Source organism: Acinetobacter johnsonii CIP 64.6 (assembly GCF_000368045.1).
GTDB lineage: Bacteria > Pseudomonadota > Gammaproteobacteria > Pseudomonadales > Moraxellaceae > Acinetobacter > Acinetobacter johnsonii.
In genome coordinates this window covers 1,031,093-1,043,102 of sequence record NZ_KB849235.1, presented here as the reverse complement: position 1 = coordinate 1,043,102, position 12,010 = coordinate 1,031,093, and the positions used below count along the sequence as shown (strand labels likewise).

Genomic DNA, 12,010 nt, shown 5'->3' with positions numbered 1-12,010 from the left:
TTATGACGACTACCCCACAAGCTGACGGTGCAAATGCATCATCGCATGAATTACAACGGAAATTATCCAACCGCCACCTGCAATTGATTGCCATTGGTGGCGCGATTGGTACGGGCCTGTTCATGGGTTCGGGCAAAACCATCTCTCTTGCTGGTCCTTCGATTCTGATCATTTATATGATTATCGGGACCATGTTCTTCTTCCTAATGCGTGCATTGGGCGAAATTTTATTGTCAAATTTGCACTATAAGTCGTTTATCGACATGGCTCATGATCTGATTGGGCCGGGTGCGGGTTACTATATCGGTTGGTCGTATTGGCTCGGTTGGGTCTTGGTTGGTATTGCGGACTTGGCAGCCATTATTAACTATCTCGGCTTTTGGCTCCCGCCAGACATGGCCTTTACTCCCATGGGACAGGCTTTAATCAGTGTCGGCTGTGTGCTGTTTGTCCTTGGGTTAAATTTACTGACCGTGAAACTCTTCGGTGAAATTGAATTTTGGTTTGCTTTAATCAAAATTTTAGCCATTTTAGGGCTGATCGTGATTGGTGGCTTTATGGTGTTTAGCCATTTCCAAGCACCGGGTGGTTCAGTTGCAAGCTTTAGTCATGTTTGGTCGCATGGTGGTATGTTCCCTCAAGGTGGTAGTGGCTTTCTAGCAGGTTTTCAAATTGCACTCTTTGCCTTTGTCGGTGTAGAGCTAATTGGAACCATGGCTGCTGAAACCAAAGATCCTGAAAAGAACTTACCGAAAGCAGTGAATGCGATTCCAACCCGTATCATTTTGTTCTATGTCTTGTCATTATTTGTGGTGATGTCGGTGACGCCGTGGAATCAAATCCCTGCGGATCAAAGCCCGTTCGTTTCACTATTTTTACATGCGGGTATTCCAACTTCAGCCATCATTATGAACTTGGTGGTGCTTTCTTCAGTGATGTCTTCAATGAATAGTGGTGTGTTCTCTACATCACGTATGCTGTTTGGTTTGGCAAAAGAAGGGCAAGCACCACAGAGCCTAGCTCGTCTATCAAAACGTTCGGTACCAGCGAAAGGCTTATTCTTCTCATGTGCTTTTATCATGGCAGGTGCGGCGCTACAGTACTTTGTACCGAACACGGTTGAAGCCTTTACATTAGCCAGCTCATTGTGTGTGATTCTGTTCATCAGTATTTGGAGCATTATTATGGTGTGCTATATCCGTTACCGTAAATTGCGTCCTGAGCTCCATGCAAAATCGACCTTTAAGATGCCGGGCGGTGTTTGGATGTCTTATGTGGTCTTAATCTTCTTGTTCTTTACGTTGATTATTTTGAGTTTAGAGGCGGATACGCTTCGCGCATTAATGATTAGTCCATTATGGGTGATTATTTTAGCCGTGACGTATCAACTACTGTACAAACCGCGTATGAAAAAACGTCTGTTAGGACAGCAACTGGATAACTAAGTAACATTTATTCTGTACTCGTGATGTTTGAAAGAAAGCCCTGCATAAGCAGTAATGCCAGTCAGTTTCTTAACTGACTGGCATTTTCTTTTTTAAGTTTGAGGTTTTATTCGATACGTGACTATGTCATCCGCAACCTGTCTAATATTTAAAGTGGACTGTTTTTGCAACGAAAATTTTTAAATACAGAAAGTGAACAGGTTTTGCGGATGACAAATGTTTTTGGTTCTTTTGGCGAAACAAAAGAACAAAACGAACTCCAGCAATTAAAATTTAAAAACAGTAAGACTCCGCAGTAAAGAGCTAAAACTCATTCTGTACTCATGATGTTTGAAAGAAAGCCCTGCATAAGTAGGGCTTTCTTTTGTGCTTAAGCTGAATCAATGGGTTCTAATTCAGTGTTAGATCATTGTATGATTTTATATATAAAAGCTGTCTAAATCAGGCGGTTTCACTTTTAATGAGACACTTTAAAATTTTAATAATGATTTATGCGTAATTATAAAATTGACATCCTGCGTGGCGTGTCCATCCTTTTGGTGCTGATTCACCATTTCAATATTCCGTATAAATTACACGATACCTTTCTCGGTATCCCGATTGGGGGTGAGACCTTAAGTACCTTGATTGCCCGAAACGGTAACTATGGTGTGACCATGTTTTTTGTCATTTCGGGTTTTTTGATTACCCAGCATACCTTGCAGCGTAGTGGATCTTTGGCGCAGATTAAGCTGAAAGATTTTTATATCCGTCGTATTGCCCGAATCATACCGTGTCTGGTGTTATTGGTTGCGATGGTCAGTGTGCTCGGAAGTTTAGGATTGCAACCCTTTCTCAATCAGTCGCCCAATGGCAAAGAGGTGTCCTATGCTGTGACTGTTCTTTCAGCTTTGAGCTTCTGGATGAATCTATTGATTATTGAATATGGCTGGGTGAACTATGCCTTGGGCGTATTGTGGTCTTTATCGGTTGAAGAGGTTTTCTATTTAGCGTTTCCTGTCCTATGTTTAGGGCTTGGTCGAGGCAAGGGGTTTATTGTTTTTTTGTTCGCTGTCATCGCGTATGCACCGTATTTTCGTGCCTTACATTTTGGCGAGGAAAGCGGCGCTTATCTGTATCATTATTTCTCTAGCTTTGATGGAGTTGCCATTGGCTGCCTCACCGCAATGTATGCGCAACATTTTAAAGCTGCAATTTACAATCCAAAAATGATTGTTGCAGTAACAGCGTTTCTAATGACCGCTTTATATTTTTATGCACCCATCAAAGAGGTGAGTACTTGGGGCATCAGCGTATTTGCTTTACTTACGGCTTTACTCATATTGTGTTTTACCCAAGACCCGAAAGTTAAACCTACCTCATCCACGGCACGGAGTTTGGTCTGGATTGGACAACGTAGCTATGAAATGTATCTGTTTCATTTGATTGTTCTCGGCTTAATGAAAGTGGTGTATTTCCCCAAAGAAACTGTAGCGGTTGAAAAGTTGATGTTGTTGCCTGTTTATTTTATCGCGGTGTTTATTTTGAGTTGGGCGATTGAGAAATATTATTCAACCCCGCTCAATTTAAAAATTCGTCAATCTTGGATACGCTCGTAGCGTGGATCTTGAGTTGTACTGTTGATTTTGTACAGACATTAAAAAGCCCCGAATCAATCGGGGCTTTTTAAGTGTGGGATTTTAAAATGTCGGTTTCACCACGACTAAAATCACCACAGCAAATAAAATGAGGGTCGGCATTTCATTAAAGAAGCGCCAAAATTTGTGTGATTTGTAGTGGGCGTTACCAATCAATTTCTTACGGTAATAGCCGCAAACAAAGTGGTAAATCACCAATAGTCCAACCAAACCGACTTTGAGGTAGAACCACAGGGCTTCATGGTAGTGGCGCGTTGCATCACCCCAATCGACCAAGAAGTGTGCCGTGATCAGTGTTGCAATCATCGATGGCCACATAATGCCACGGTACAACTTGCGTTCCATGACCTCGAAACGTTGATGACTGACGGCATCATCACTCATGGCATGGTAAACATAGAGCCGTGGTAAGTAGAACAATGCAGCGAACCAACACACCACGGCAATAATATGTAATGCTTTTACCCATAAGAAAGCATCAGAAGGAGCATCCATCAAGTCACCCTAAAATGGGCGGCTTAGCCTTCCCACTTTTTGAAAATGAGACATGCATTTACGCCGCCAAAACCGAAACTGTTACTCATCACAGTATTCAATTTTGCGTCACGTTTTTCAAGCACGATATCAAATGGTTTTGCGCCTTCATCCAGTTCAGTCACGTTGATGTTTGGTGCAATAAAGTCATTTTGCATCATTAGGACTGAGTAGATCGCTTCTTGTACGCCCGCTGCACCTAAGCTATGACCTGTCATTGACTTAGTTGAGCTCAATGGAGGAACTTGACCTTCGCCAAATGCACGTTCCATTGCTTTCAATTCAGTGATGTCACCAGCAGGCGTCGACGTACCATGCGTATTCACATAGTCAATTTTGTCTACGCCGTGTTGTTTTGCTTCTTCAAGTGCCATCAGTACACAACGTGTCGCACCTTCACCAGATGGCGCAACCATGTCTGCACCATCAGAGTTTGCAGCATAGCCCACAACTTCAGCCAAAATGTTGGCACCACGTGCTTGCGCATGTTCTAAAGACTCAAGCACTACAAAACCGCCACCGCCAGCAATGACAAAACCGTCACGGTCAGCAGAGTAAGGACGAGACGCTGTTTCTGGCGTGTCATTGTATTTTGAGCACAGTGCACCCATCGCATCAAACAACAAGCTTTGAGACCAGTGATCTTCTTCACCACCGCCTGCAAGCATTAAGTCTTGCTTGCCCAATTGAATCAGGTTATAGGCATAACCAATGGCATCAGCAGACGTTGCGCATGCGCTGGTAATGGTGTGTGCAACACCTTGCATTTTAAAAGCAACACCAACGTTTGCCGTAATGGTGTTCGACATATTACGTGGTACGAAGAACGGACCAACTTTACGTGCGCCTTTGGTATCTAACAATTCTTTCATTTCAACTACAGATGCAGTTGAACCACCACCTGAACCGCCCGCGATACCATAGCGTGGATTGCCACCAATTTGCTCTGCTGTTAAGCCTGCATTTTCAACCGCAGCAACTGCAGCATTGTATGCATACATGGCACAAACACCCATAAAGCGTTTTAGCTTACGGTCGATACCATCAAAGTCTTGTTCAGCAGCAGCGCTGATATGACTTTTAAAATTGAGTTCAGCATAGGTTGGGTTAAAACGTGTCCCAGAAATCCCGTTTTGTAATGCATGAGTAACTTCTTCCAAAGTATTACCGATACATGAGTTGATACCCATGCCAGTGATTACTACACGTTTCATTTAAAGATCCCTTATATGGTGGTTTTGCAGAGTTACGCTTAAAGATGAATCAACAATTTATTTCTAAGCCAATTGCAACTCTTATGTTTTCAATGCAGATCATAATAGCAGAAAGAATTTTTAATTCTTATGGCAAATCCTATGCCAATTTGACTTGTCTTAAAATCGGGAGCAGGGCATTTCAACTTTACTAAAAGATACATATTGTTATTGAGATAAATGCGTACTACACCTAGTATTTAGCTAGAAATCAAAGATTATAAAATACGGAGTACGGAATGGCCGATTCAAACAATAAACAGCGCAGTGGTTTCTTTTCAAATGCCTTCGGAGTGGCTAAAAAGCTCAGTCATACAGGTTTAAACATATTAAACCAAGTAAGCCCAGATACGGCCTCAGCACTGACCAATGCTACAACTGGTGATAGTGCGAGTACAAAAACAAAATCGAAAAATAAGCGTTATGAACACCCGCAGCAAGTCTTAAGAGACCATCTGCCGACAGTATCACGTCATTTATTAGGACGTCATTATGTCAACGCAAATCGAGTCGCGCATTTTGTGTCGCCACAACTTTCCGATAAAGCCGCAGATTATTTTTTTAGCCAGCTTAATCAATTTAGCTCGAGTATGAGCTCGGTCGATGCCATTTTAGATGAAGCGGGCGTGCGTGATTTAGAAATGTTGACCCAAGATGTCGACCGTTCAAAACGGATTAGTCAGGCATTGTCCGAACAAAATAAAATTATTGCCATCTTGCAAGGTGCACTGACTGGAGCAACGGGCTTTGTGGGCTCAACCGTAGATGTGCCCGCTTCCTTGGTGATGTCGTTACGTATGATCTACCAAGTGGGGCGTTCTTATGGTTTTGACTTAACTAAAGAATCCGATCAAGACATCGTCCAGTTTATTTTTAAACAGATTGATCTTGGGCTGATTGCGGAAAAACAAACTTTGTTGATGGCGATAAAAGCCATTTCAAGTACCTTGCAAACGCATGATGTCTCTCAGTTACAACAGCTTTTAGGTTCAAGTAATGAGATTGAAGCCTTAAAGAAATGGTTGACCAATGCCGATGGTCAGCTGAAATGGGGACAGTCGATTGCCAATCTATCACTACTGAATAAGCTGGCGAAACTCACACCAATTGCCAGTGCAGGGGTGAGTGCAGCCTATAGTTGGCGCCTTGTTGATGATGTACACCAAAAAGCACAACTGGTTTTTTCACAAGCCCGTCAATATATCATTCAACAAAAAGATACTAGCTTGAGTGCTTTAACAGCATATGAACGCTCACTTGAGCTTTTGGTGAAAGCCTCACCACGACTGCTGTCACAGCACAGTACATCAGACACCGATAGCTCAGATTTGAAGCTTGGGGCTGAAGTGGAGTTAAATGGTCATCAAAGTATTGCTAAGGTAAAAGTTCAGAAAAAGTCCGACAGAGTCACAGCTCCTGTCGCAACCGAAGAGCGTGTTCAACAAGGGCTGGAACAGCTCGCAGATCAAATGGTTGAACCTCACGATGCTGTGGAACCACAGCAACCAGCTCTACACGTGGAAGAGGATCTTGCGGATTTATATCCAATGGATGAGGTTGAAGAGACCACACAGAACAATAGTGAGTCTTTTACGGAAAATGAACCCAATATGGCTTCAAAAGTCACAACAAAACCTGCTGTAGAGCCGACCGAAAAAAAGGTTACAAAAAGACGAAATGCTTCAAGTAAAAAATAAACCCTTTAAAATAGATAGAAATTTGTAAAAGCCCTGATTTGGTCAACATTACATGTAGTTTGAAATGTTGACCATTTTTACGTCTTAGCTTACAATTGCATGCCCTCAAAAAGTCGTCTTTTTTTGGGTTTTTTATTAACGGGAGAATTGCCAAATGGCAACAACAAATCAGTTGATCCGTAAGGGTCGTACGACTTTAGTTGAAAAATCTAAAGTTCCTGCGTTGAAGGCTTGTCCACAACGTCGTGGTGTTTGTACACGTGTTTACACAACTACACCTAAAAAACCTAACTCAGCAATGCGTAAAGTTTGCCGTGTGCGTTTAACTTCTGGCTTTGAAGTTTCTAGCTACATCGGTGGTGAAGGCCACAACCTACAAGAGCACAGTGTTGTTCTTATCCGTGGTGGTCGTGTTAAAGACTTACCAGGTGTACGTTACCATACCGTTCGTGGTTCTTTAGACTGTGCTGGTGTGAAAGATCGTAACCAGTCTCGTTCTAAATACGGTACTAAACGTCCTAAGAAATAATCTTTCGAGATTAACTTCTTAGTTCGCTAGAACTGCAATCCTTTATCGTCTCGCTTGTCTGATTTCTGCATTAATTTTGTGAAATTCAAGCGACGTGTAGTAAGGCCAGCGAAAGCACATGACACTTTGTGCTACGGCTGGATTAACCTGAAGTGTCATATATATAGGTAGTTTAAAATGCCAAGACGTCGCGTAGTTGCTGCTCGTGAAATCCTTCCGGATCCTAAGTTCAGCAGCCAAACAATCGCTAAATTCATGAACCACGTAATGCAAGATGGTAAAAAATCTATTGCTGAAAGTATCGTTTACGGTGCTTTAGACCGCGTTCAAGAAAAAAACAAAGTAGACCCAGTTGAATTTTTCGAGACTACTCTTGAAAAAGTTCGTCCTATGGTTGAAGTAAAAGCACGCCGTGTTGGTGGTGCTACTTATCAAGTACCTATGGAAGTACGCCCATCCCGTCGTACTGCTCTAGCTATGCGTTGGTTAGTAGATGCTGCTGCTAAGCGTTCTGAAAAAACTATGGCTTTACGTCTTGCTGGTGAGTTGCTTGATGCAGCTGAAGGTAAAGGCGCAGCGGTTAAAAAACGTGATGACGTGCATCGTATGGCTGAAGCCAACAAAGCATTCTCTCATTACCGCTTCTAAGCGACTAAAACAGCCCCTATTCAGGAGGGTGACAGCTTGGTTTACGCCAAACTGTCATCGAATCGCTTTAAGCTGTTCGTCAGCTTAAAGCGCCTGTTTTAAACAACAAAATTTAGGAATGCAAGAAATCATGGCTCGTCAAACCCCAATTTCTCGTTATCGTAACATTGGTATTTCTGCGCACATTGATGCGGGTAAAACCACAACTACAGAACGTATTTTGTTCTACACAGGTGTATCTCACAAAATTGGTGAAGTACACGATGGTGCAGCAACAATGGACTGGATGGAGCAAGAGCAAGAACGTGGTATTACCATTACTTCTGCTGCTACGACTACATTCTGGTCAGGTATGTCTAAACAGTTCCCTGAACACCGTATCAACGTAATTGATACACCGGGACACGTTGACTTCACAATTGAAGTTGAACGTTCTATGCGTGTTCTTGATGGTGCGTGTATGGTTTACTGTGCTGTAGGTGGTGTACAACCTCAGTCTGAAACTGTATGGCGTCAAGCGAACAAATACCAAGTGCCTCGTTTAGCATTCGTGAACAAGATGGACCGTACTGGTGCAAACTTCTTCCGTGTTGTTGAACAAATGAAGACACGTTTAGGTGCAGCTCCTGTACCTGTAGTAATCCCTGTTGGCGCTGAAGAAAACTTCCAAGGCGTAATCGACTTGATCGAAATGAAAGCGATCATTTGGGACGAAGCTTCACAAGGTATGCAGTTCGAATACGGTGAAATCCCGGCTGAACTTCAAGCTACTGCTGAAGAATGGCGTGTAAACATGGTTGAAGCTGCTGCTGAAGCTTCTGAAGAGCTAATGGACAAATACCTAGAAGAAGGCGAACTATCTAAAGAAGATATCGTTGCTGGTCTACGTGTTCAAACTTTGGCTTGTCAAATTCAACCAATGCTTTGTGGTACAGCGTTCAAAAACAAGGGTGTTCAACGTATGTTGGACGCAGTAATTGAATTCTTACCGTCGCCTACAGAAGTTAAAGCGATTGAAGGTGTTCTTGACGACAAAGCTGAAACTAAAGCGATTCGTGAAGCATCTGACGAAGCTCCGTTCTCTGCGCTTGCGTTCAAAATCATGAACGACAAATTCGTAGGTAACTTAACTTTCGTACGTGTTTACTCTGGTGTTCTTAAACAAGGTGATTCTGTTTATAACCCAGTTAAATCTAAACGTGAACGTATCGGCCGTATCGTGCAAATGCACGCGAACGATCGTCAAGACGTTGAAGAAATTCGTGCGGGTGATATCGCTGCGTGTGTAGGTCTTAAAGACGTTACTACGGGTGATACACTTTGTGATGAGAAAAATGTCATCACACTTGAGCGTATGGAATTCCCAGAGCCAGTAATTGCATTGGCTGTTGAACCAAAAACTAAAGCTGACCAAGAAAAAATGTCAATTGCTTTAGGTCGTTTGGCTAAGGAAGATCCATCATTCCGCGTTCGTACTGACGAAGAGTCAGGTCAAACAATTATTGCTGGTATGGGTGAACTTCACCTTGACATCATTGTTGACCGTATGAAGCGTGAATTCGGTGTTGAAGCAAACATTGGTAAACCAATGGTTTCTTACCGTGAAACGATCAAGAAGACAGTTGAACAAGAAGGTAAATTCGTACGTCAAACTGGTGGTAAAGGTAAATTTGGTCACGTATACGTACGTTTAGAGCCAATGGATCCTGAATCAGAAAAAGATTACGAATTCGTTGAAGAAGTTGTTGGTGGTGTAGTTCCTAAAGAATTCTTCGGTGCTGTGGATAAAGGTATCCAAGAGCGTATGAAGAATGGTGTCCTTGCTGGTTACCCAGTTGTTGGCATCAAAGCTACATTGTTTGACGGTTCTTACCACGATGTCGATTCGGACGAATTATCGTTCAAAATGGCAGGTTCTTACGCATTCCGTGACGGTTTCATGAAAGCAGATCCTATCTTGCTTGAACCGATAATGAAAGTTGAAGTAGAAACTCCAGAAGACTACATGGGCGATATCATGGGTGACTTAAACCGTCGTCGTGGTATGGTTCAGGGTATGGACGATTTACCTGGTGGTACTAAAGCAATTAAAGCTGAAGTTCCACTTGCTGAGATGTTTGGTTACGCGACTCAAATGCGTTCTATGTCTCAAGGCCGTGCAACATACTCTATGGAATTTGCTAAATATGCTGAAACTCCACGTAACGTGGCTGAAGGCATCATTTCTAAATTCCAGTCTGGCGGTAAAAAAGGTGACGACGAGTAATCTTTCGATTACTATAAGCCCAAACTAATTCATAGTTAAAAACCAAGTGCTCATGCAGTGATCCTGCATGAGTAGTTTAAAAAGGAAGATCTCATGGCTAAGGCTAAGTTTGAACGTAATAAGCCACACGTTAACGTGGGCACAATCGGTCACGTTGACCATGGTAAAACAACTTTAACAGCTGCAATTGCAACTGTATGTGCGAAGAAATTCGGTGGCGAAGCGAAAGACTACGCTGCAATTGACTCTGCACCAGAAGAAAAAGCACGTGGTATTACAATTAATACTTCACACGTAGAATACGATTCTCCAACTCGTCACTACGCACACGTAGACTGCCCGGGCCACGCCGATTATGTTAAAAACATGATTACTGGTGCTGCTCAGATGGACGGCGCGATCCTTGTATGTGCTGCGACTGATGGTCCAATGCCACAGACTCGTGAACACATCCTTCTTTCTCGTCAGGTTGGTGTACCTTACATTCTTGTATTCCTTAACAAGTGTGACCTTGTTGATGATGAAGAACTTCTTGAATTAGTAGAAATGGAAGTTCGTGAACTTCTTTCTACTTATGACTTCCCAGGTGATGACACTCCAGTTATCCGTGGTTCAGCTCTTCTTGCACTTAACGGTGACGCTGGTCAGTATGGCGAAGAAGCAGTTGTTGCGCTTGTTGACGCACTTGACACTTACATTCCAGAGCCAGTACGTGCAATCGACCAAGCATTCTTAATGCCAATCGAAGACGTATTCTCTATTTCTGGTCGTGGTACAGTAGTAACTGGCCGTGTAGAAACTGGTATTGTGAAAGTAGGCGAATCAGTTGAAATCGTTGGTATCCGTGATACTCAAGTAACTACAGTTACTGGCGTAGAAATGTTCCGTAAACTTCTAGACGAAGGTCGTGCGGGCGAGAACTGTGGTGTTCTTCTACGTGGTACTAAGCGTGAAGACGTACAACGTGGTCAAGTACTTGCTAAACCAGGTACAATCAAGCCGCACACTAAATTCGATGCAGAAGTATACGTACTTTCTAAAGAAGAAGGTGGTCGTCATACTCCATTCCTTAACGGTTACCGTCCACAGTTCTACTTCCGTACAACTGACGTAACTGGCGCGATCAAATTACAAGATGGCGTTGAAATGGTTATGCCTGGTGACAACGTAGAAATGTCAGTAGAATTAATCCACCCAATCGCAATGGACCCAGGTCTACGTTTTGCGATCCGTGAAGGTGGCCGTACAGTTGGTGCTGGTGTAGTTGCTAAAGTAACTGCATAATCATCTGATTGTGTGAAAAAAGCGCTCCTTTGGGGCGCTTTTTTTATCTATTCATTTTACTAAGCAAGTAATTATTCTCGGGCAAGATACAGCATGCTTTAGTGTTCATCCTAAAAATAGCGTAGAACATTACGCACACTAAATTGTCTAACAATCCACCCTGAAAACTGTCCTAAACTGATATTTTGCTGACCCTAACTGCACTTATGGGCGGAGCCCAATCACGTAAGATAAAAAGACGAAAACAACTATAAGCAGTGGATGTCTTCAGGATATTCATAGGAGCAAAAATATGAATGCGAAGGTAAAAATCACAAACCGTGCGGGCGCGAGTTTCCCTGTACGTCGGATGAACTTTGAGTTTGAAAGCGTACCTGAATATTGGATGAATGGTTCAGCTGGACTGACCCATTTTATGACCGCACTGTCGGCACTCTTTCCAGCAGGTGAAATGTTTTTTATCGATAGTGTTCGTGCGGTTAGACAGCATCCCTCGATCAAAGACAATGCTGAATTACAAAAAGAAATTTCAGCCTTTATTGGTCAAGAAGCGATGCATACGCAAGAACATGAAGGTTTTAATGCGTCTGCGCAAAAGTATGGGCACGATGTTGCAACACTTTGAACCGTACCGGGTTTGTCGGAGAGTCAATATTCTGAGAGACTATCCCGATGACAAAATTAAAATATACCCCTGAAATCAGAGAAAGATCGGTT

The 12,010-nt window shown here is 42.8% G+C and carries 9 protein-coding genes and 1 pseudogene; 8 read left to right on the top strand and 2 right to left on the bottom strand.

Annotated features, from left to right (window positions below; genetic code table 11):
- Positions 1 to 2: 2 nt before the first annotated feature.
- Positions 3 to 1,445: an amino acid permease gene (locus tag F986_RS10800; protein ID WP_004694939.1), complete on the top strand. Its 1,443-nt coding sequence runs from the start codon at positions 3 to 5 to the stop codon at positions 1,443 to 1,445.
- A gap of 491 nt (positions 1,446 to 1,936) precedes the next feature.
- On the top strand, positions 1,937 to 3,043 hold the full coding sequence (locus F986_RS10795; protein WP_004694937.1) for an acyltransferase family protein: 1,107 nt from the start codon (positions 1,937 to 1,939) through the stop codon (positions 3,041 to 3,043).
- 81 nt (positions 3,044 to 3,124) lie between these two features.
- On the opposite strand, the gene hemJ is transcribed toward F986_RS10795, so the two are convergent.
- Both hemJ and F986_RS10785 read right to left on the bottom strand, forming a co-directional pair.
- Positions 3,125 to 3,577, bottom strand: coding sequence for a protoporphyrinogen oxidase HemJ (gene hemJ / locus F986_RS10790; protein WP_004694935.1), 453 nt, complete (start codon positions 3,575 to 3,577; stop codon positions 3,125 to 3,127).
- A 23-nt stretch (positions 3,578 to 3,600) separates the two neighbouring features.
- Positions 3,601 to 4,830 carry a beta-ketoacyl synthase N-terminal-like domain-containing protein gene (locus F986_RS10785; RefSeq protein WP_004694933.1) on the bottom strand — a complete coding sequence of 410 codons (1,230 nt, stop codon included), beginning with the start codon at positions 4,828 to 4,830 and terminating at the stop codon, positions 3,601 to 3,603.
- Between the two features lie 278 nt (positions 4,831 to 5,108).
- Between F986_RS10785 and F986_RS10780 the strand changes: the two genes are divergently transcribed.
- From F986_RS10780 to F986_RS10755, 6 genes and pseudogenes are all read left to right on the top strand, one after another.
- Positions 5,109 to 6,566, top strand: a complete 1,458-nt coding sequence (locus F986_RS10780) for an EcsC family protein (RefSeq protein ID WP_004694931.1) — start codon at positions 5,109 to 5,111, stop codon at positions 6,564 to 6,566.
- Between the two features lie 154 nt (positions 6,567 to 6,720).
- Positions 6,721 to 7,095, top strand: a complete 375-nt coding sequence (gene rpsL, locus F986_RS10775; RefSeq protein ID WP_002050319.1) for a 30S ribosomal protein S12 — start codon at positions 6,721 to 6,723, stop codon at positions 7,093 to 7,095.
- A 177-nt stretch (positions 7,096 to 7,272) separates the two neighbouring features.
- Positions 7,273 to 7,743 carry a 30S ribosomal protein S7 gene (gene rpsG, locus F986_RS10770; protein ID WP_004694929.1) on the top strand — a complete coding sequence of 157 codons (471 nt, stop codon included), beginning with the start codon at positions 7,273 to 7,275 and terminating at the stop codon, positions 7,741 to 7,743.
- A gap of 130 nt (positions 7,744 to 7,873) precedes the next feature.
- The gene (gene fusA / locus F986_RS10765) at positions 7,874 to 10,009 is read left to right on the top strand and encodes an elongation factor G (protein ID WP_004694927.1); all 2,136 of its coding nucleotides are present in this window, start codon (positions 7,874 to 7,876) and stop codon (positions 10,007 to 10,009) included.
- 93 nt (positions 10,010 to 10,102) lie between these two features.
- On the top strand, positions 10,103 to 11,293 hold the full coding sequence (tuf, locus tag F986_RS10760; RefSeq protein ID WP_004694925.1) for an elongation factor Tu: 1,191 nt from the start codon (positions 10,103 to 10,105) through the stop codon (positions 11,291 to 11,293).
- A 292-nt stretch (positions 11,294 to 11,585) separates the two neighbouring features.
- Positions 11,586 to 11,915: pseudogene (locus tag F986_RS10755) on the top strand (metal-dependent hydrolase); the annotation flags it as partial.
- Positions 11,916 to 12,010: the final 95 nt, after the last annotated feature.

What these genes read in the sequence shown, in the direction of transcription:
- rpsL (WP_002050319.1), top strand. Translation starts at nt 6,721, where the DNA reads ATGGCAACAACAAATCAGTTGATCCGTAAGGGTCGTACGACTTTAGTT.
- F986_RS10795 (WP_004694937.1), top strand. Translation starts at nt 1,937, where the DNA reads ATGCGTAATTATAAAATTGACATCCTGCGTGGCGTGTCCATCCTTTTG.
- tuf (WP_004694925.1), top strand. Translation starts at nt 10,103, where the DNA reads ATGGCTAAGGCTAAGTTTGAACGTAATAAGCCACACGTTAACGTGGGC.
- F986_RS10785 (WP_004694933.1), bottom strand. Translation starts at nt 4,830, where the DNA reads ATGAAACGTGTAGTAATCACTGGCATGGGTATCAACTCATGTATCGGT.
- hemJ (WP_004694935.1), bottom strand. Translation starts at nt 3,577, where the DNA reads ATGGATGCTCCTTCTGATGCTTTCTTATGGGTAAAAGCATTACATATT.
- rpsG (WP_004694929.1), top strand. Translation starts at nt 7,273, where the DNA reads ATGCCAAGACGTCGCGTAGTTGCTGCTCGTGAAATCCTTCCGGATCCT.
- fusA (WP_004694927.1), top strand. Translation starts at nt 7,874, where the DNA reads ATGGCTCGTCAAACCCCAATTTCTCGTTATCGTAACATTGGTATTTCT.
- F986_RS10800 (WP_004694939.1), top strand. Translation starts at nt 3, where the DNA reads ATGACGACTACCCCACAAGCTGACGGTGCAAATGCATCATCGCATGAA.
- F986_RS10780 (WP_004694931.1), top strand. Translation starts at nt 5,109, where the DNA reads ATGGCCGATTCAAACAATAAACAGCGCAGTGGTTTCTTTTCAAATGCC.